The organism is Paraburkholderia sp. A1RI-2L, assembly GCF_048957375.1.
Lineage (GTDB): Bacteria > Pseudomonadota > Gammaproteobacteria > Burkholderiales > Burkholderiaceae > Paraburkholderia.
Genome location: NZ_JARBTA010000001.1, coordinates 3,021,360 through 3,041,863, shown reverse-complemented (window position 1 = coordinate 3,041,863; position 20,504 = coordinate 3,021,360). Strand labels below are relative to the sequence as shown.

The 20,504-nt window shown below is 64.2% G+C and carries 17 protein-coding genes; 11 read left to right on the top strand and 6 right to left on the bottom strand.

Features of this window, described 5'->3' with window-relative positions; translation table 11 throughout:
• Window positions 1-162: 162 nt before the first annotated feature.
• A complete protein-coding gene (locus PWP93_RS13895; RefSeq protein WP_421044868.1) occupies window positions 163-1,422 on the bottom strand; it encodes an SGNH/GDSL hydrolase family protein in 1,260 nt (419 codons plus the stop codon).
• Between the two features lie 275 nt (window positions 1,423-1,697).
• Between PWP93_RS13895 and paaA the strand changes: the two genes are divergently transcribed.
• The 8 genes from paaA to PWP93_RS13855 all read left to right on the top strand — a co-directional run bounded on the left by paaA (window position 1,698) and on the right by PWP93_RS13855 (window position 8,146).
• The gene (gene paaA, locus PWP93_RS13890; RefSeq protein ID WP_421024935.1) at window positions 1,698-2,696 is read left to right on the top strand and encodes a 1,2-phenylacetyl-CoA epoxidase subunit PaaA; all 999 of its coding nucleotides are present in this window, start codon (window positions 1,698-1,700) and stop codon (window positions 2,694-2,696) included.
• A gap of 29 nt (window positions 2,697-2,725) precedes the next feature.
• The gene (gene paaB / locus PWP93_RS13885; protein ID WP_134747545.1) at window positions 2,726-3,010 is read left to right on the top strand and encodes a 1,2-phenylacetyl-CoA epoxidase subunit PaaB; all 285 of its coding nucleotides are present in this window, start codon (window positions 2,726-2,728) and stop codon (window positions 3,008-3,010) included.
• Between the two features lie 10 nt (window positions 3,011-3,020).
• Window positions 3,021-3,827, top strand: a complete 807-nt coding sequence (paaC, locus tag PWP93_RS13880) for a 1,2-phenylacetyl-CoA epoxidase subunit PaaC (RefSeq protein ID WP_421044867.1) — start codon at window positions 3,021-3,023, stop codon at window positions 3,825-3,827.
• Window positions 3,828-3,863: 36 nt separating this feature from the next.
• The gene (gene paaD, locus PWP93_RS13875; protein WP_421024937.1) at window positions 3,864-4,391 is read left to right on the top strand and encodes a 1,2-phenylacetyl-CoA epoxidase subunit PaaD; all 528 of its coding nucleotides are present in this window, start codon (window positions 3,864-3,866) and stop codon (window positions 4,389-4,391) included.
• A gap of 1 nt (window position 4,392) precedes the next feature.
• Window positions 4,393-5,481, top strand: coding sequence for a 1,2-phenylacetyl-CoA epoxidase subunit PaaE (gene paaE / locus PWP93_RS13870; RefSeq protein WP_421024938.1), 1,089 nt, complete (start codon window positions 4,393-4,395; stop codon window positions 5,479-5,481).
• 227 nt (window positions 5,482-5,708) lie between these two features.
• Entirely contained in the window at window positions 5,709-6,620 is a 912-nt protein-coding gene (locus tag PWP93_RS13865; RefSeq protein ID WP_421044866.1) for a DUF1835 domain-containing protein, read from the top strand.
• Window positions 6,621-6,626: 6 nt separating this feature from the next.
• Window positions 6,627-7,229 (top strand): TetR/AcrR family transcriptional regulator, encoded by a 603-nt coding sequence (locus PWP93_RS13860; protein ID WP_421044865.1) that lies wholly within the window; start codon window positions 6,627-6,629, stop codon window positions 7,227-7,229.
• 251 nt (window positions 7,230-7,480) lie between these two features.
• Window positions 7,481-8,146, top strand: coding sequence for a GNAT family N-acetyltransferase (locus PWP93_RS13855; RefSeq protein ID WP_421044864.1), 666 nt, complete (start codon window positions 7,481-7,483; stop codon window positions 8,144-8,146).
• 87 nt (window positions 8,147-8,233) lie between these two features.
• Here the strand turns inward: PWP93_RS13855 and PWP93_RS13850 are convergent, their stop codons facing one another.
• Window positions 8,234-8,728, bottom strand: coding sequence for an Lrp/AsnC family transcriptional regulator (locus PWP93_RS13850; protein WP_421024942.1), 495 nt, complete (start codon window positions 8,726-8,728; stop codon window positions 8,234-8,236).
• Window positions 8,729-8,871: 143 nt separating this feature from the next.
• Here PWP93_RS13850 and hppD point away from each other — a divergent pair, with 143 nt between their 5' ends.
• Window positions 8,872-9,969: a 4-hydroxyphenylpyruvate dioxygenase gene (hppD, locus tag PWP93_RS13845; protein WP_421044863.1), complete on the top strand. Its 1,098-nt coding sequence runs from the start codon at window positions 8,872-8,874 to the stop codon at window positions 9,967-9,969.
• Between the two features lie 144 nt (window positions 9,970-10,113).
• On the opposite strand, the gene PWP93_RS13840 is transcribed toward hppD, so the two are convergent.
• Window positions 10,114-10,308: a hypothetical protein gene (locus PWP93_RS13840; RefSeq protein WP_421044862.1), complete on the bottom strand. Its 195-nt coding sequence runs from the start codon at window positions 10,306-10,308 to the stop codon at window positions 10,114-10,116.
• Window positions 10,309-10,737: 429 nt separating this feature from the next.
• On the opposite strand from PWP93_RS13840, the gene PWP93_RS13835 reads away from it, so the two are divergent.
• Window positions 10,738-14,337 (top strand): indolepyruvate ferredoxin oxidoreductase family protein, encoded by a 3,600-nt coding sequence (locus PWP93_RS13835; protein WP_421044861.1) that lies wholly within the window; start codon window positions 10,738-10,740, stop codon window positions 14,335-14,337.
• Window positions 14,338-14,462: 125 nt separating this feature from the next.
• Here PWP93_RS13835 and PWP93_RS13830 read toward each other — a convergent pair whose 3' ends face one another.
• Window positions 14,463-16,745 (bottom strand): NADP-dependent malic enzyme, encoded by a 2,283-nt coding sequence (locus tag PWP93_RS13830; RefSeq protein WP_421024946.1) that lies wholly within the window; start codon window positions 16,743-16,745, stop codon window positions 14,463-14,465.
• 406 nt (window positions 16,746-17,151) lie between these two features.
• Window positions 17,152-18,513, bottom strand: coding sequence for an MFS transporter (locus PWP93_RS13825; protein ID WP_421044860.1), 1,362 nt, complete (start codon window positions 18,511-18,513; stop codon window positions 17,152-17,154).
• Window positions 18,514-18,880: 367 nt separating this feature from the next.
• On the opposite strand from PWP93_RS13825, the gene PWP93_RS13820 reads away from it, so the two are divergent.
• A complete protein-coding gene (locus PWP93_RS13820) occupies window positions 18,881-19,567 on the top strand; it encodes an orotate phosphoribosyltransferase (RefSeq protein WP_421024947.1) in 687 nt (228 codons plus the stop codon).
• 123 nt (window positions 19,568-19,690) lie between these two features.
• Here the strand turns inward: PWP93_RS13820 and PWP93_RS13815 are convergent, their stop codons facing one another.
• Window positions 19,691-20,389, bottom strand: a complete 699-nt coding sequence (locus PWP93_RS13815) for a response regulator (RefSeq protein ID WP_421044859.1) — start codon at window positions 20,387-20,389, stop codon at window positions 19,691-19,693.
• Window positions 20,390-20,504 lie beyond the last annotated feature (115 nt).

Below are 20,504 nucleotides of genomic sequence, written 5' to 3'. Positions count from 1 at the left end.
TTCGCGTTTCGTCAACATCTTTTTTAACGTCGCCGTTTAAAAACTGATGACTTCACGCCCCGCCGTTTCTCGCGGCAGGCTTCGCTGCCGGACTTCAGCTGGCGAAGGGGGCGAATCTTAGCGCTAGCGAAACCGATGCGCAAGCCCCTCCGGGTAAATTTCTCACTTCCCGACCAGCGCGGCCAGTGACACGGCATTCGCCATCGCCGCGTAGCCCGCGTCGCTCGGGTGAATATGGTCGCCGCTGTCGTATTCGCTGCGCAGGCGCAGCGGATCAGCCGGGTTGCGCAGCGCCGCATCGAAGTCCACCACGCCGTCGAACGCATGACTCGTGCGGATCCACTCGTTCACTTTCGCACGGATCGCTTCGCGCTCCGGAGGCAGCGCTGCGGGCGTGAGCGTCGCGCCGAGAATGCGTACGCCACGCGCGTGCGCCGCAACAATCACACGCCGATACCCGGCGATCAGATCATCGGCATTCACGTGCGTATGCGGAAAATCGCAGTCGAGGCCAGAACGCGCCGGCATCGCCTGGAAGTTGATGTCGTTGATGCCGATTAGCAGGACAGCCGTCCTCACGCCCGGACGCAGCGCGTCGCGCCCGAAGCGGCGCTCGAGTGCCTCGCCATAGCACGGCGAGTTGCTCAATAGACGGTTACCGCTGATACCCATGTTGATCACGGCCAAATTGGCGCCCTGCTCTCGAGCGAGACGGCGCGCCAGCGCATCGGGCCAACGCCGGTTTTCATTGAGCGAGGATCGCATGCCGTCGGTGATGGAGTCGCCGATCGCGGCAATCGTCACCGCCCCCGGCACCTCGACCGCCAGCCCCGTCACCCACGCGTATTGCGTGAAGCGCTGCGTGAATGCGCCAATAGACGGATCAGCCACGTGGTCGCCGGGCCGGGACACATAATTCAACTGATTCGCTACCCGATGCCAGGCGACCATCTTCTGCTGCGCTCCCATGTAGGTGCTGACCGCATACGGCGCGCCGCGCTTCAGGCCAATTCGAACCGGATCGCTATCGAGATCGGCGCCGGGCGGCAATGACACCGACGTCCGCCCGCCAAACGTCACTCGCACCGTTCCGGCCTCGCTGACTGCCGCGCCCCCGGCAGAAGGCGCAATCGCCATTGCCTCAATCACCAGCGGCGTGCGTCCATAGAGATTGCTGATATGCACGCGAGCCACCTCGCCACCGAGCGTCGGATAGACGATCTGCCTGACTGTCCGGCCAGCAACGTCCGGCGCACGATAGAGCGGCGGCAGCGCATCGCGTTGCGGAATGGCCTGAAGCGGCGTCGCCCAGCTCGTCACCCATGGGGCGCCAGAAGGCTGTTCGGCAAAAAGGGGCGTGGAACAGGCGAGTGCGACGAGCAGCGCGGAACCAGCTGCGGTGGTGACGAGGGAAATCTTCATCCGGGAGCGAGGGGGGAGTAACCGGCAAAGCGCTCATTGTGCCGCATAGCCCGGCCCGCGACCTTCCATCCTCCCGACAAAAGCAGTGCCCGACGACAGCGCAAGCCACGCGCTAAATCCGCCCGGCCCGGCCTTCCATCCGCTAAAACTCAGTAGCGGAGCATCCGACATTCACTCGAGACCCGGGCTCCTTTTGACAAAGCGCAAAAAATTGATTTACCGACCGGTCGGTTGGTTTATACTGCGCCATACCCAACACCGACGAGAGCGTCTTCATGTACACGCAATCCCTCGACATTCCCGGCAATGTCGCCCCGCTCGATGCGGACGCGGCCTCGCCAGAGCAGGCGCAATTCGACGCCATCATGGCCGCGGACGGCAAGATAGAGCCGCAGGACTGGATGCCCGAAGCCTATCGCAAGACGCTCGTGCGCCAGATTTCGCAGCACGCGCACTCGGAAGTGGTCGGCATGCTGCCGGAAGGCAACTGGATCTCGCGCGCGCCGAGCCTCAAGCGCAAGGCCATCCTGCTCGCCAAAGTGCAAGACGAAGCGGGCCACGGCCTCTATCTCTATAGCGCGGCGGAAACGCTCGGCGTTTCGCGCGACCAGTTGGTCGATGCGCTCCACGCCGGCAAGGCCAAGTATTCGAGCATCTTCAATTACCCGACGCCCACGTGGGCCGATGTCGGCGTAATCGGCTGGCTCGTCGACGGCGCCGCGATCATGAACCAGATCCCGCTGTGCCGCTGCACCTACGGCCCATATGCACGCGCGATGATCCGCATCTGCAAGGAAGAGTCGTTCCACCAGCGCCAGGGCTTCGACGCCCTGCTCGCCATGATGCAAGGCACCGAAGCGCAGCGCGAGCTGGTCCAGCAGGCGGTGAACCGCTGGTGGTGGCCGGTGCTGATGATGTTCGGCCCGAGCGACGCCGATTCGGTCCACAGCAACCAGTCCGCCAAATGGGGGATCAAGCGCATCTCCAACGACGATCTGCGCCAGAAGTTCGTCGATGCCACGGTCGAGCAGGCCAAGGTGCTCGGCGTCACGCTGCCCGACCCCGATCTGAAATGGAACGAGGCACGCGGCCACTACGATTACGGCACGATCGACTGGGAGGAATTCTGGCGCGTCGTGAACGGCGACGGTCCGTGCAATCGAGAGCGTCTCGGCACACGCGTGAAAGCGCACAACGAAGGCGCGTGGGTACGCGAAGCCGCCCTCGCCCACGCCGAAAAGCAGCGTCAACGCGCCGAAAAGCACGCCGCATAACCCATACACAGGAAGCAAGGAGATCCACGATGAACAAGGAATGGCCAATCTGGGAAGTGTTCGTGCGCAGCAAACAGGGCCTCGACCATAAGCACTGCGGCAGCCTGCACGCCAGCGACGCGTCGATGGCGCTGCGCATGGCGCGCGACGTCTACACGCGTCGTCAGGAAGGCGTGAGTATCTGGGTGGTGCCGTCGTCGGCGATCACGGCTTCGGATCCCGGCGAGAAGGCCGAACTCTTCGAGCCGGCCGGCGACAAGATCTATCGCCACCCGACCTTCTACACGCTGCCCGACGAAGTCAACCACATGTAAGAGCGCCAACATGACGACGCCCACGCAAGAACATCTGGCATTTGTGCTGCGCCTCGCCGATACGGCGCTGATCCTCGGTCAGCGCAACACGGAATGGTGCGGCCACGGTCCGATTCTCGAAGAAGACATCGCGCTCGCCAACATGAGTCTCGACCTGATCGGCCAGGCACGCATGCTCTACACGCACGCCGCCACGCTCGAAAAGACGCTCAACGGCCGCGAACGCACCGAGGACGATTACGCCTACTTCCGCGCCGAGCGCGAATTCGCGAATTACACGCTCGCAGAACTGCCGCACTTCGGACCGCTCGTCGGCACCACGCATTCGTCCAACGATTACGCTGTGACGATCGTGCGCAACTTCCTCTACGCCTCGCTGATGGCGCATCTGTGGACCGCGCTGCTGCGCTCCGCCGACCCGCAGCTGGCCGCGATCGCCGAGCGCTCGATCAAGGAAACGCGCTACCACGTCCATCATGCGCGCGAGTGGCTGATCCGCTTTGGCGACGGCACGGAGGAGTCGCACGGCCGCGCCCAGGCCGCGCTCGACTGGCTGATGCCGTACACGCGCGAGTTCTTCAGCACCGACGCCGTGGAAACGGCTGTCGCCGAAGCCGGCATCGCGCCGCTCACGGCGCAGTTCGAAGCCGCGTGGCGCGCCGATGTGGAAGCCGCGCTCGAAGAGGCGACGCTCATCATGCCCTCGCCTGTGAAGCACATCACGACTGGCAAGCTCGGCGAGCACTCCGAACACATGGGCTACGTGCTCGCCGAGATGCAGAGCCTCGCGCGCCAGCATCCCGACGCGCGCTGGTAAGCCGCTCTCGCACCCACGCCTGAAGAGGAAGTCACGATGCAAGCGACAGCAGATCACGCGCTCGAACGCGCCTGGGAAGTGCTGGAATCGGTGCCAGATCCGGAGATCCCGGTTGTGTCGATCCGCGAACTGGGCATCCTGCGCGACGTGCGCCGCGCCGCCGACGGCCAGATCGAAGTGGTCATCACGCCCACGTATTCGGGCTGCCCGGCGATGTCGCAGATCGCCGAGGACGTCGCGCACGCGCTCGATATCGCAAAGCTCGCGCCGTACCGCATCGCGACCACCCTTACGCCGGCATGGACCACCGACTGGATCACCGACGCAGCGCGCGAGAAGCTGCGCGCCTACGGCATCGCGCCGCCCACGGGTAACTGCGGCAGCGGCGCGGCCGCCGGCGAGCAGCCGATCACGTTCATGCCGAAGCCGCTGCCCGCGCCCGCCTGCCCGCACTGCGGCTCGCACCATACCGAGCGCCTCGCGCAATTCGGCTCGACCGCGTGCAAGGCGCTGTACCGCTGCATCGACTGCCGCGAACCCTTCGACTACTTCAAACCGTACTGATATGGCCACTCCGCAATTCCATTCGCTGCGCATCCGCGAAGTGCGGCCCGAAACCGCGGACGCGGTCTCTGTCGCTTTCGAAGTCCCACCGGAGCTGCGCGACGCGTATCGCTTCACCCAGGGGCAGTTCGTCACGCTCAAGACCCACATCGAAGGCGAGGAAACGCGTCGCTCGTACTCGATCTGCGTCGGCGTGACCGACTACGACCGCGACGGCGAGCTGCGCATCGGCATTAAGCGCGTGCGCGGCGGCCGCTTCTCGAACTTCGCGTTCGAGCAGCTTGCGCCGGGCCACGAAATCGACGTGATGACACCCGATGGCCGCTTCTTCACGCACCTGAACGCCGAGCACGGCAAGCACTATGTGGCGTTCTCGGGCGGCTCGGGCATCACGCCGGTGCTCGCGATCATCAAGACGACGCTGGAAACGGAGCCGCGCAGCGCGTTTTCGCTGGTGTACGGCAACCGCAGCGTCGACCAGATCATGTTCGCCGAAGAGCTGGAGGACCTGAAGAACCGTTACATGGACCGCTTCCGGCTTTATCACGTGCTTTCCGACGACATCCAGGACGTCGAGCTCTTCAACGGCGTGCTCGATCAGGCCAAATGCGCGGAGTTCCTAGCGACGCTGCTGCCGGCCGACGAAATCGACGAGGCGTTCATCTGCGGCCCGGCGCCGATGATGGACGCCGCCGAAGCCGCGCTCAAGGCGGCGGGCGTGCCGCAGCAGAAGGTGCATGTCGAGCGCTTCGGCTCGCCGCTGCCGCAAGCGGGCGTGCCGGCGGTCGAGATCACCGAAAGCACACCGGCCGCCGACCTGGAGATCGTCATCGATGGCAAGAAGCGCAAGCTGCGTCTGCCCTACGAGGGCGTGAGCCTGCTCGATGTCGGCCTGAAGGCGGGGCTCGCGCTGCCCTACGCTTGCAAGGGCGGCGTGTGCTGCACCTGCCGCGCGAAGGTGCTGGACGGCGAAGTGAAGATGGACAAGAACTACACGCTCGAAGAGCAGGAAGTCCGGGATGGGTTCGTGCTCACCTGCCAGTGCCATCCGGTCAGCGAGCGCGTGGTGGTGAGCTTCGACGAACGTTGATGAAAGCGGCGGGGCCTGTTCGCGCCCCGCCACACGGTCCAGCGTCATCAGGATTGGCGAATAAGCCTTAGATTAACGCCACGCTTTCGGCCCTCAGGCGATCCGCTTACACTAGGGGCCGCCCGCCGGTGTTGCAGCGCAACGCTGCACGCTCGCGGGCGGCCCCTTTTGTCTTTGGCGCGCTTTCGGGCGCCTTCGGCGTTCGCCCCAAGCGCAACGAGTTGTCGATGACCACGATCCACCTCATCCACGGCGAGCCGGCAGCGGCTGCGCTGCGCCAGGCCCTTCTGGCCCATGAAGCTTCGCGCGGCAGCGAAGCCGCCCCCGCAGCGGGCACGGCCGGGCACGTGATCGCACTGGCCGACGACCTGACGGTCGGGCCGCTGCGCGACATCGACGAGGCTGGCGACCCGGGTGCCGCACAGCGCGCGGCGTTCTGGCAGCGCCTTGGCGGTATGCGCGAGACGCTCGTGCAGGACGACTGCGTGGCGCTTGCGACCCTGGAGGCCGCCGATTCTCACGTGGTGATCTGGCACACGCCCGACGCCGCCGACCAGCTCGCGCTGCGGCGCATCTGCTACCGGCTGCGCACCGCGCCGCAGCGGCTGAACGAGGTGCGCCTCGCAGCCGACGACCTGAGCGGGCCGCCCAGCGCCGCTGCCGCACGCCTCCTTGCGCATCTTCCGGACGCTGCGCCGATTTCGGTGCTGCGCATCACCCGGCTCGCGCTCGAGTGGCAGGAAGCGAAATTCGCCAACGGCGAAACGCGCCGGTGGCGCAACAATACGTTCACGAGCGGCACGTGGGCCGATCTGGATGCCCGAATCATCGAGATCCTTGGCGCGGCCACCCTTGAGGATGCGCATGCCATGCCTGGCGCAGCTGGCGCCCCTTGGCTCGCATGCGACACGCTCGGCGCAGCGCTCGCGCGGCGCGGCGCGGGCTTCAAGGTTGGCGAGCCGCTGGTGCTATGGCGCCTGCGCGAACTGGCCGCAGCAGGCGAATTGCGTCTGCGCGACGACATGTGTGCCGCATGCCCAGGCGTCGCTGAAGCCGGCGCCGGCGCTGCCGCCCACCACTCGCGCGCCGCGCACCCCTCGCTCTCTCACACCGCAGTCCATCTTTCCCTTTCCCGTTGAACTCCCATGGCACGCACCCGAGCGCCCGACCACGAAACGCAACGCGACCAGATTCTCGAGCTCGCGGCAGCCAAGTTCGCACAGACGAGCTACCCGAGCACATCGATGTCCGATCTCGCAGCGGCGAGCGGGACCTCGAAAGCGCGCCTCTATCACTATTACGAGAGCAAGGAAGCCATCCTCTTCGATCTGCTCGACCGCTACACGAAGCGACTGATGTTGATCATCGCGGAGGTCGAAGGCGCCAGCCAGCGGCGGGGCCTGGACGAGCGCGAGACGTTCGCCGAGCTGATCCGCGCATTCCTCGCCGAATACGAGACCTCGCACAGCCGCCATGTGGCGCTGCTCAACGACGTGAAGTATCTCGTCGACGCACAGCGCGAGATCGTCCTGAACCGCCAGCGCGACGTGGTCGCCGCGTTCACACGCCAGCTTGCGCGCGCCTATCCGGACCGCGTCACTACAGAGAACCAGACCTCGCTGACCATGATGGTGTTCGGCATGATCAACTGGACGTTCACCTGGCTCAAGCCGGGCGGACGCATGGGCTACCGGGACTTCGCGGAGCAGGTCATCGAGATGATCGACCACGGTCTGAAGGCCGCCTGACCAGCCGAGGTTTTTTAGATCAAATTGATGCAACGCAACAAGACATGCCGACGCAATCGTTGATTCGTCAAATTATCCAAAAATAATATCCCTTCAAAATCAATAGATTACGATTGAATTCCGAAAAATTAGACGCCACCCTCAGACCAAAAATACGGGTTTTCCCTAGATCACACCCAGGGTTTCCGCTAGAATCCGTTTTGCATCGCATCATGCATGCGCTGGACCTCGCATTCTAAGGAGAACCCATCATGACCCAGCATCCGACCCCAACCAACGAGCCCATCCTGCCGTCCGGCCGCTCGCTGTCGCCCGGTCATTCGCCGGCCATGGTGCGCGTCCTCACCTCCGCCGATCGCGAGCGCTTGCTGACCCACTTCCTCGCGCTCGACACGGAGGACCGCCTCCTGCGCTTCGGCCAGGCAGCACCGGACCACGTGATCGAAAACTACGTCCGCTCGATGGACTTCACCCGAGATACCGTCTTTGGCGTGTTCGACCATCAGCTGCAACTCATGGGCGTCGGCCATCTGGCCTATCTGCCTGCAGACGGCAACGGCCGCACGGCCGAGTTCGGCGTCTCCGTGCTCGAATCGGCGCGCGGCCAGGGCATCGGCACGAAGCTGTTCGAGCGCGCCGCTATTCGCAGCCGCAACACGCACGTCACGACGCTCTATATGCACTGTCTGTCGCGCAACTCGACCATGATGCATATCGCGAAGAAGTCAGGCATGAAGATCGAGTACGCCTACGGCGAAGCCGATGCGTACCTCTCGCTCAAGCCCGCCGATCAGAGCAGCATCATCGCGGAAATGCTTCAAGAGCAAGCGGCCGTGTTCGACTACGCGCTCAAGCGCCAGGCTCGCCAGGCGTCCAGACTGATCGAGACGATCCTCCCGCAAGCGGTTGCGGCGTGACTCCTGCCCCGTTGGGTGAAGTAGATCGGAACAAGCGGCTTCGGCCGCTTTTTCACCATCTGCGGGGCGGAATCGGCGCGCAAAGGCTCAAAGGATCGGCAACGCCGTCGTCTCCTTGAAAGTCTGAAGCGAGAAGCTCGACTTCACGTCGATCACGGACGAGTGATGCAGCAACTGGTCCTGCACGAAGCGCGAGAAATGCGCCATGTCCTCAACCTGTACGCGCAGCAGGAAATCCATGTCGCCCGTCATTGCGTGGCACGCCACCACTTCCGGCCAGGTCTGCACCGCCGCCCGAAAGAGCTCCGCGTGGGTGACACCTTCACGCCCCGCCGCTGTGGGCCCGCGCTTTTCCAGCCGCACGTTCACGTAGGCCAGCAGGTCGAGCCCGAGCTTCTGCGCGTCGAGCAACGCCACATAACTCCGTATCACGCCGATCTCCTCGAGCCGCCGAATACGCCGCAAGCATGGGCTTGGAGAGAGATTCACACGCTCTGCAATTTCCTGATTCGAGAGCCGACCATTCTCCTGAAGAATCGCCAGAATCCGCCGGTCGATCGCGTCTAATTCAATGCTCGCCATTTTCTGCCATCTCATGTATCGATAATGGCAGTTTATAGCGCAAATCACTGGCTGACAGACTCAACTCGCAAGCTTTTGCCCAATCTGGACAGCTACACTTTGCCGCACGAAATCACCATTCCGCGATCGGCAAGGAGACAGCCATGCAAGTCCCTCATTGGGAGAACCCCGTCGGCACCGACGGCTTCGAGTTCATCGAATACACCGCGCCGGATCCCAAGGCGCTCGGCAAGTTGTTCGAACGCATGGGCTTCACCGCCGTTGCGCGCCATCGGCACAAGGACGTGACGCTTTACCGCCAGGGCGACATCAACTTCATCGTCAACGGCGAGCCGGATTCGTTCGCACAGCGTTTCGCGCGCCTGCATGGCCCGTCGATCTGCGCGATTGCGTTCCGCGTGCAAGACGCCGCCAAGGCGTACAAGCACGCGCTCGAACTGGGCGCCTGGGGCTTCGACAACAAGACCGGCCCGATGGAGCTGAACATCCCGGCGATCAAGGGGATCGGCGACTCGCTGATCTATTTCGTCGACCGCTGGCGCGGCAAGAACGGCGCGGCGCCGGGCAGCATCGGCGACATCAGCATCTATGACGTCGACTTCGAGCCGATTCCGGGCACCGAGCAAAACCCGGCGGGACATGGTCTCACCTACATCGACCACCTCACGCACAACGTGCACCGCGGCCGCATGAACGAATGGGCGGAGTTCTACGAGCGCCTCTTCAACTTCCGCGAAATCCGTTACTTCGACATCGAAGGCAAGGTGACGGGCGTGAAGTCGAAGGCAATGACCTCGCCCTGCGGCAAGATCCGCATTCCGATCAATGAGGAAGGCGGCGAGACGGCCGGCCAGATCCAGGAATATCTCGACGCGTACCACGGCGAAGGCATCCAGCACATCGCGCTCGGCACCAATGACATCTACCGTACGGTGGATGGCCTGCGCGCCTCGCAGATCGCGCTGCTCGATACGATCGATACCTATTACGAACTTGTGGACCGCCGCATTCCGAATCACGGCGAGCCGCTGGACGAACTCAAGAAGCGCAAGATCCTGATCGACGGGATGCCTGAAGACCTGCTGCTGCAGATTTTCACCGAGAACCAGATTGGGCCGATCTTCTTCGAGATCATTCAGCGCAAGGGGAATCAGGGCTTCGGCGAGGGCAACTTCAAGGCGCTGTTCGAATCGATCGAACTCGACCAGATCCGCCGCGGCGTGGTGATAGACAAGGCCTGAGCCTGACGAAATTCCACGCTTCAGTATGCAAAGAGGGCGAAGATCACATGATCTTCGCCCTTTTTAGTTTTGGAATCCGCCGCCGCACACCCCGCAACGGATTCGGATGAATGGAATGCTGCGCGGATCAGCGCGGCATCGGGATCAACGTTTGACGCTCGGCCCGACCTTCACAGCCGGCATGGCGTTCGAGTCAGCCTTTGCACACAGCGTGTACTGCGCGCACGACGTCGATGCATTCGCGCCGCTTTTCGTGCTGGCGTTCGAATGCAGGGGCGCGCTCATAGCGAAGAACGCGGCCGAGACCGTCAGGAAGGTCTGGATATGTCGATTGTTCATGCGGCACTCCTATTTTGAAACAACCTTTCATTGCGCAATGGCACCTTCGCACCCTGAATTTCTCGGGCGCGTCGCGGTTTGCACAAATGAGGGAGTGAGAGAGGATATTCAAGAATCGCCCGCTGCGGTGCAACTTTTACATGCCGTTACCTCGCGCCCAACTCCGACACATCCTTTGTTACACAGCCCCTTCAGGCCTTTCAGCGTCCTTACCCGGCCACTGAATTCGGCCCGACAGAGCCCGGTGACGCGCACGATTCATGCAGGGTTTCCCGTGGGGGCGGCGGGTTTGCCCGAGTGCTACCATCGCTCAAAAGAAGCCACGATGGCGAGCCTCGGCCGACGCGTCCACAAGACGCCAAGGTCCCCCGAAGTTCTGGCGATCCCACAACGGATTGAACGGATTGGTTCGATGGAGGAAGACACATAATGAATGCCCCGCTAGAAGCCGGTCAGCGCGCTTCGCTCGAAGCCGCACTCGCTTCCGTCACGCTCGACGACAAATACACCCTCGAACGCGGCCGCGCGTACATGAGCGGCATCCAGGCACTGGTCCGTCTGCCGATGCTGCAGCAGGAGCGCGACAAGGCCGCCGGTCTCAATACCGCGGGGTTCATTTCAGGCTATCGCGGCTCGCCCCTGGGCGGTCTCGATCAGTCGCTCTGGAAGGCGAAGCAGCATCTCGCCGCCCATCAAATCGTATTTCAACCCGGCGTCAATGAAGACCTCGCCGCGACCGCCGTATGGGGTTCGCAGCAGGTGAACCTGTACCCATCGGCGAAATACGACGGCGTGTTTTCCATGTGGTACGGCAAGGGCCCCGGCGTCGACCGCTGCGGCGACGTCTTCAAGCACGGCAATTCCGCCGGCTCGTCGCCCCACGGCGGCGTGCTCGTGCTCGCCGGCGACGACCATGCCGCCAAGTCGTCCACGCTCGCGCACCAGTCCGAACACATCTTCAAGGCCTGCGGACTGCCGGTGCTGTTCCCCTCGAACGTGCAGGAGTATCTCGACTTCGGGCTGCACGGCTGGGCAATGAGCCGCTACTCGGGTCTCTGGGTCGCGATGAAGTGCGTGACCGACGTGGTCGAATCGTCGGCATCGGTGGAGATCGATCCGCATCGCACCCGCATCGTCCTGCCCGAAGACTTCGCGATGCCCGAGGGCGGCCTGAACATCCGCTGGCCCGATCCGCCGCTCGTGCAGGAGGCGCGGCTGCTCGACTACAAGTGGTACGCGGGCCTCGCCTACGTGCGGGCCAACAAGCTCGATCGCATCGAGATCGACTCGCCGCACGCGCGCTTTGGCATCATCACCGGCGGCAAGGCCTATCTCGACGTGCGCCAGGCGCTCACCGACCTCGGCCTCGACGATGAAACCTGCTCGCGCATCGGCATCCGGCTCTACAAGGTGGGCTGCGTGTGGCCGCTCGAAGCCCAGGGCGCGCATGCGTTCGCGCGCGGGCTCGAAGAGATTCTAGTGGTCGAGGAAAAGCGCCAGATTCTCGAGTACGCGATCAAGGAAGAGTTGTACAACTGGCCGGACGCGCAGCGTCCGCGCGTGTACGGCAAGTTCGACGAAAAGGATGGCGCCGGCGGCGAATGGTCGGTGCCGATGGGCAACTGGCTGCTGCCCGCGCACTACGAGCTGTCGCCCGCGATCATCGCCAAGGCTATCGCCACGCGCCTCGACAAGCTCGATCTGCCCTCCGACGTGCGCGCGCGCATCGCGTCGCGCATCGCGGTGATCGAAGCGAAGGAAAAAGCGCTCGCGAAGCCGCGCGTGCAGGTCGAGCGCAAGCCGTGGTTCTGCTCGGGCTGCCCGCACAACACGTCGACCAATGTGCCCGAAGGCTCGCGCGCGATGGCCGGCATCGGCTGCCACTACATGACCGTGTGGATGGACCGCAGCACGAGCACCTTCAGCCAGATGGGCGGCGAAGGCGTGGCGTGGGTCGGCCAGGCGCCGTTCACGAACGACAAGCACGTGTTCGCGAACCTCGGCGACGGCACCTACTTCCACTCGGGCCTGCTCGCGATCCGCGCGGCGATCGCCTCGAAGGCAAACATCACCTACAAGATCCTCTACAACGACGCGGTCGCCATGACAGGCGGCCAACCCGTGGACGGCGTGCTCACCGTGCCGCAGATCACACATCAGCTCGCCTCCGAAGGCGCGGCGAAGATCGTGATCGTGACCGACCAGCCCGAGAAGTATCAGGGCGTCACCACACTCGCGCCAGGCGTGACGATCCACCATCGCGATCAGCTCGACGCGATCCAGCGCGAGCTGCGCGAGATTGCCGGCACCACCATCCTGATCTACGACCAGACCTGCGCAACCGAGAAGCGCCGCCGCCGCAAACGCGGCACGTATCCCGATCCGGCGAAACGCGTCGTCATCAACGAAGCGGTCTGCGAAGGCTGTGGCGATTGCTCCGTGCAATCGAATTGCTTGAGCGTCGAGCCGCTCGACACCGAATACGGCACCAAGCGCAAGATCAACCAGTCCACCTGCAACAAGGACTTCTCGTGCGTGAAGGGCTTCTGCCCGAGCTTTGTCACGGTCGAAGGCGGCCAGTTGCGCAAGCCGAAATCGAACACCGTGGTGAGCGACGCGATGCCACCCGTGCCGATGCCCGAGGTGCCCGCGATCGGCCAGCCCTATGGCGTGCTCGTGACGGGGGTGGGCGGCACCGGCGTGGTGACGATCGGCGCGCTGCTCGGCATGGCCGCACACCTCGAAGCAAAGGGCGTAACCGTGCTCGACGTCACCGGCCTCGCGCAAAAGGGCGGCGCGGTGATGAGCCACGTGCAGCTCGCCAACCGCCCCGCGGACATCCACGCGACGCGCATCGCCATGGGCGAGGCGGGGCTCGTGATCGGCTGCGACGCCATCGTGACGGCCAGCGACGACTGCGTTTCGCGCATGCAGGAAGGCCAGACGCACGTCGTGCTCAACAGCGCACCCACGCCCACCGCCGAGTTCATCAAGAACCCGCAGTGGCGATTCCCGGGCTCCAGCACCGAAGCCGACGTGCGTGCGGCGGCCGGCGCCGACAACGTCGCCACCGTCGATGCGAACCGCTATGCGCTCGCCCTGCTCGGCGATGCGATCTACACCAACCCGTTCGTGCTTGGCTACGCGTGGCAGCGCGGCTGGCTGCCGCTCATGCACGAGTCGCTCACGCGCGCGATCGAGTTGAATGCGGTGCAGGTCGAAAAGAATCTCGCCGCGTTCGAATGGGGCCGGCGCGTCGCGCACGACCGCGAGGCCGTGGACCGGCTCGTGAAATCGCCCGCGCCGGACGCCGATGCCGGCGGTGCGAAAATCGTTTCGCTGCACACGCCCAGGTCGCTCGACACGCTCATCGAAAAGCGCGCGCGCTATCTCGCCGCGTATCAGAACGAGGCCTATGCGCAGCGCTATCTGGCGTTCGTCGACGAGGTGCGCCGCGCCGAAGCGAAGCTTGAACGCGCCGATGCCGGCCCGAACGAGCAGCCGCTGACCGAAGCCGTCGCGAAAAACCTGCACAAGCTGATGGCGTACAAGGACGAGTACGAGGTCGCGCGCCTCTACGCCGATCCGGCGTTCGTCGAGAAACTCAAGGCGAGCTTCGAGGGCGACTGGAAGCTCAACTTCCATCTCGCGCCGCCGTCGTTCGCGAAGCACGACGGAAAGGGCCATCTGGTGAAGAAGCAGTACGGCCCGCGCATGTTCACGGCCCTGCGCGTGCTCGCGAAGCTCAAGTTCTTGCGCGGCACGGCGCTCGATCCGTTCGGCCGCACCGAGGAACGCCGCCACGAGCGCGCACTGATCGGCGAGTACGAAGCGCTCGTGCGCGAAATCATCGGCGGGTTGAGCGAGGAGAACCTCCCGCTCGCGATCGAACTGGCGAATCTGCCTGACGCGATTCGCGGCTACGGCCACGTGAAGGAGAACAACCTCAAGGCCACGCGCGCGAAGTGGGCAACGCTGCTCGCGAAGTGGCGTTCGCCGGAGAACGGGACAGCGCGCCACGCGGCTTGATCGTGGCTTGATCGCAAATTCAAAGCCGTAAAAAACGAAGGGCGCTCCGCCAAAAGCGAAGCGCCCTTCTCATCGCACGAGGCCGACGGCACGCCGCCAGCCTCGGCTAACCCGCAAAACCCCGCTTAGCGCGCGGCCTTGTTCACCGCGGCATTCGCAGAAGCCACGGCCGTCATGTTGATGATGCGTCGCACCGTCGCCGCCGGCGTGAGAATGTGCACGGGCTTGGACGCGCCCAGCAGGAACGGGCCCACCGTCACCCCTTCGCCGCCCACCACCTTCAGCAGGTTGTAGGCGATGTTCGCCGCTTCCACGTTCGGCATGATCAGCAGGTTCGCCTCGCCCGAGAGCGTGGTGCCCGGGAACGACTGCTTGCGGATCAGTTCGGAGAGCGCCGCATCGCCATGCATTTCGCCATCGACTTCGAGTTGCGGCGCGCGTTGCGCGATCAGCTCGCGCGCGGCCTGCATGCGCTGCGAGGTCGACGAACGCACGCTGCCGAAGTTCGAGCTCGACAGCAGCGCCACCTTCGGCGTAATGCCGAACTTCTCGATCTCGCGCGCAGCCAGGATCGTCATGTCGGCGAGTTGCTCGGCGCTCGGCACTTCGTTCACGTAGGTGTCGCTGATGAAGAGGTTCCGGCCCGGCAGCATCAGCAGATTCATCGCTGCATAGTTGTCGGCGTCGGCCGCCTTGCCCAGCACCTGCTCGATGTACTTGAGGTGATAGTCGAAGCTGTTCATCAGACCGCAGATCATGCCGTCCGCGTCGCCCAGATGCACGAGAATCGCGCCGATCAGCGTGTTGAACTTGCGCATCGATGCTTTCGCGACGTCGGGCGTGATGCCATGGCGCGCACCAAGCTCGTGGTACGCCTGCCAGCTCTTCTGGAAGCGCGGATCGTCTTCGGGATCGACGATCTCGAAGTCGGTGCCCGGGCGCAGCTTCGAGCCCATCTTCTTCAGGCGCATCTCGACCACCGAAGGACGGCCCACGATGATGGGCTTCGCAATCTTTTCCGTGAGCACGAACTGCGCGGCGCGCAGCACGCGCTCGTCCTCGCCCTCGGCGAACACGATGCGCGCGCAGTTGGCCTTGGCCGCCGCAAACACCGGACGCATCACCATGCCCGAGCGGTAGACGGTCGCGCCGAGCTGCTCGCGATAGGCGTCCATGTCGGCGATCGGGCGCGTGGCCACGCCCGACTCCATCGCGGCTTGCGCCACGGCCGGCGCGATCTTGATGATGAGGCGCGGATCGAAGGGCTTCGGAATCAGATATTCCGGACCAAATTCGAGCGTGTGACCTTCATAGGCCTTGGCCACTTCGTCGCCCTGATCGGTTTCCTCGGCGAGTTCCGCGATCGCGCGCACGCATGCGAGCTTCATCTCTTCCGTGATGGTGGTCGCGCCCACGTCGAGCGCGCCGCGGAAGATGAACGGGAAGCACAGCACGTTGTTGACCTGGTTCGGATAGTCCGAACGGCCCGTGGCGATGATCGCGTCCGGACGCACCTTCTTCGCTTCTTCCGGGCGGATTTCCGGCTCCGGGTTCGCGAGTGCCAGGATCAGCGGCTTGTCGCCCATTTCCTTGACCATCTCGGGCTTGAGCACGCCCGCGCCCGAGCAGCCGAGGAACACGTCGGCGCCCTTGGTGGCGTCGCCGAGCGTGCGCGCTTGCGTGTTGGCGGCGTAACGCGCCTTGGACGGATCGAGATTGCCGCGGCCTTCGTAGATCACGCCCTTCGAGTCGGCAACGAGGATGTTCTCTTTCTTCAGACCCAGCTTCACGAGCAGGTCCAGACAGGCGATGGCCGCCGCGCCCGCGCCCGAGCACACGAGCTTCACGCTGCCCAGTTCCTTGCCCACGACCTTCAGGCCGTTGAGGATGGCTGCCGAAGCGATGATGGCCGTGCCATGCTGGTCGTCGTGGAAGACGGGGATCTTCATGCGCTCGCGCAGCTTCTGCTCGATGTAGAAGCACTCGGGCGCCTTGATGTCCTCGAGGTTGATGCCGCCGAGCGTGGGCTCGAGCATGGCGATGGCTTCGACGAGCTTGTCCGGATCGTTCTCGTCGAGCTCGATGTCGAACACGTCGATGCCGGCGAACTTCTTGAATAGGCAGCCCTTGCCTTCCATCACGGGCTTGGCCGCAAGCGGGCCGATGTTGCCGAGACCGAGCACGGCCGTGCCGTTGGTCACGACGCCGACGAGGTTGGCGCGCGACGTGTACTTCTGCGCATCGAGCGGATCGGCGTGGATCGCCTCGCAAGCCGCGGCCACACCCGGCGAATACGCGAGCGAAAGATCGAGCTGGTTGGAGAGCGGTTTGGTAGGCGTGACCGAAATCTTGCCGGGCTTCGGATTCTGGTGATACGCGAGCGCGCTTTGCTTCAGTTGTTCATCCATTTTCGGGCCTGCCAGGACGTGAGAGACGAGTGAAATTTTATGTTCGTAGGCCCGCCGGTTCGCGCGACGCTCGGGCTCTCGGCGATGGCAGGTCCTGCGCACATGCAACAAACAACGCGGCGGCGGCAGACCCGGACCATAGGCGAAACGGCGCGGGCGAAATGGCGGGGGAATAGTGTACACCCCACCATGATCGCAGCGAGTCGGGGCAAAGACTGATACCGGGAATTTGTAGCGCGCTGGAGCCACTGTCACGCTTGCGACACATCACCCGGCCTCAGGCGGCATCAGGTTGCATCGGGCCCCGCACCAGACCTCGCATCAAGCCCCATACGCACGCCACCAAGACACTCGAAATGTGACATCGCGCCCCATCTCGATATACCGTCTTCGCGAACTTCAGCGCTTATTCGAGCGCAGCGCCGCGCCGTTCGGGAATCAGGAAAAGCGTCGCGAGAATGTCCAGCACGTAAATCGCCGCGAGCATGCCGAGCGCCGCCGTGAATGAGTAGCGGGCCGCCATCGCGCCGACCGCCAGCGGCCCGAAGCCGCCCACCGCCCGGCCGATGTTGAACAGGACGTTCTGGGCGGTGGCGCGCGCGGCCGTCGGATAGAGCTCCGAAATGAGCGCGCCATAGCCGCCGATCATGCCGTTCACGAACACGCCCATGGCCGCCCCGCCGATCAGCAAAGCGAACGGCGTGCTCAGGTGCGCGTAGACATACACCATCGCCACCGCTCCCACCTGATAGAACAGGAACGTGGGCCGGCGCCCGAAGCGGTCGGCCGCCACGCCGAAAAGCCAGATTCCGAGCGCCATGCCCGCGACGGTCGCAGCGGTCCAGAGGCCGGACTTCGTGAGCGAATAGCCAAAGGACTTCGAAAGATAGGCGGGCAGCCAGATCATGAGCCCGTAGTAGCCGAAGTTCTGCACCGAGCAGAGCACCGTCACGCCAAGACTAGCGCGCGCCGTGCGGGGGTCGGCGACCAGCAGCCGGAGCGCGCGCAGCCGTGCGCCGCGCTCGCGTGCAGGCGCCTGGGCCTGCATCCGCTCAACACGCGCCCGATGGGCCACGAACAACTCGGGTTCTTCCACGCTCCGGCGCACGATGAACGACACCACGGCGGGTAACAGGCCGATCGCAAACATGCCGCGCCAGCCGATCAGCGGCAAGAGCCACGGCGTGAGTAGCGCCGCGGCGAGCACGCCCACCTGCCAGCCCAGCCCGACATACGACGACGCTCGCGCGCGCAGCCGGTCGGGCCAGGCCTCGGCAACCAGCGCCATGCCGATGCCGAACTCGCCGCCGAGCCCGATGCCGGCGATCGTCCGGTAGACCAGCAAATCGGCATAGCCGCGCGAAAGCGCGCACAGCCCGGTGAAGACGGCGAACACCAGAATCGTCCAGGTCAGCACGCGCACGCGCCCGAAGCGGTCAGAAAGCAGCCCGAACACGATGCCGCCCACCACTGCGCCCACCAGCGTCCATGTGACGAGCGAGCCGGCCTGCGCGCCCGAGAGATGCAGATCGGCGCTGATGGCGGGCAGCATGAAGCCGAGCATCAGCAAGTCGAAACCGTCCATGGCGTAGCCGAGCACCGAGGCAATCAGCGCGCGCACGGCGTGGCCGCCCACGGGCGCCGCATGCAGGGCTTCGCCTGCTGTATGCGGGACGGCGGCGGGCGCGATGGCAGTATCGGCGGGCGAGAGTTCCGACGACCCGGAAGGGGGTTCGGGATTCGGTTCAGGACGGGAGGCGGCAGTCATTCGGACAATCCTTTGCAAGGCGCGGGCCAGACGAAAACCGGCGTGAGTTTACTGGCGCGCCCGCGCAGCCACAACCAGAGCGGCGTGGCCGGCGCACTCCCCGGGCGCACCCCATCCCACCCTATAAAGCCGGCGTGCGCTGTCAGCGCGACTCGTCGGCGAAGGTCAAGTCGGGTAAAATACCCGCCTACGCGCGCAAGAAAAGCCGTCCGGAGCGAGCGAGTCGCCAGAAGCCAAACCTCTGACGATCGACGCCATCCGGGCCGCGCATCGCGAGTTCCGCTGCATGCCGCGCAGACTCGCCGTGCCAGCGCCACCGGGCCGAGCGCCCGCCCTCCTCCGCATTCATCTATCCAAGGATTCGCCCATGACAGGCTACGATCGCCAGACGATCTCGGACGCAACCGCGAAAATGCTGCTCGAAGTGAAGGCCGTGCACTTCAACGCCGAAAAACCCTTCATCTTCACTTCCGGCTGGGCGAGCCCGGTCTATATCGACTGCCGCAGGCTGATCTCGTATCCGCGCGTGCGCCGCGGCTTGATGGAAATGGCTGAGGCCACCATTCTGCGCGACGTCGGCTACGAGCAGATCGACGCCGTGGCCGGCGGCGAAACCGCGGGCATTCCGTTCGCGGCGTGGCTCTCGGACCGCCTGATGGTGCCGATGCAGTACGTGCGCAAGAAGCCGAAGGGCTTTGGCCGCAACGCGCAAATCGAAGGTCTGCTCACCGAAGGCCAGCGCGTGCTGCTGGTCGAGGACCTGACCACCGACAGCCGCAGCAAGATCAACTTCATCAACGCGCTGCGCACCGCCGGCGCGCAGGTGAACCACTGCTTCGTGCTGTTCCACTACAACATCTTCAAGGAAAGCGTCTCGGTCCTGAAAGACATCGACGTCGACCTGCACGCGCTCGCCACTTGGTGGGACGTGCTGCGCGTCGCCAAGGAATCGGGCTACTTCGAAACGAAGACGCTCGACGAAGTCGAGAAATTCCTCCACGCTCCCGCCGAATGGTCGGCGGCGCATGGCGGCGCGACCTCGGCGCCGCAATAAGTCTGCGAGCGGGCCCGCGCGACTCATCCGCCGCGCGCACCGCTCACAAACAAAAAAGCCATCTGTCGAAAGGCAGATGGCTTTTTTCATGCGCCGCGCAAAACATCATGCGGCGGCGCGCGCTCAGGACGCGGCTTCGCCAGTCACGCCGTCGTCAGGCGCATGCGATGAAAGATTGAGCAGGCCGTTGCTCTGTGCGTACTGAAACAGTTCCGAGTCGCGATCGAGCCCGAGCTTGCGCATGGCCGTGTTCTTCTGAGTGCTGATCGTTTTGATGCTGCGATTGAGCTTCTCGGAAATTTCCTTGATCGTCATGCCCGAAACAAAAAGCCGCACCACTTCGAGTTCGCGCTTCGACAGGATGACTTCCTCGTTCTTGCCGCCGCTGTTGATGCGCAATGATTCGAGCGCCACCTTCACCTGCGGGCTCATGTATTCGAGATTACGGCTCACATGCTGCACGGCGAGTCCGATATGGCTCAGGTCGTCGGACTTGTGAACCACCGCGATCACGCCGAGTTCGCCCAGCCGCTTCAGGAGCGCCGCGTTTTCGAGCATCGTCAGGACGACGATGGGAATATTCGGGAAATTGCGGCGCAAATAGCCGATGAGCGGCAGGCCGTCGCCGTACTGGCCGCCCGGCATGGCGAGGTCCGTGACGAGCACGTCGCATGGCGTGGTCTGCAGCGCCTTGATCAGTTCGGTGGACTGACGGGCACGGCCGACGACCTGAATACCCGGGAACTTAAGTAGCGCATGCTCGGCGCCGAACAAGATCACCGGATGATCGTCCGCGACTACGACCCTGATTGGCTGCTGCATTACCCCTCCGTGGAGACCGTCCTGGTCATCTTTCTTTGTGGTCGGCCAGTTGCCCGAGAAACCGCTCGTTGCCGAAACATCGTCTTTTGCGTGGGCAGGAAAGCAGGCGACTATA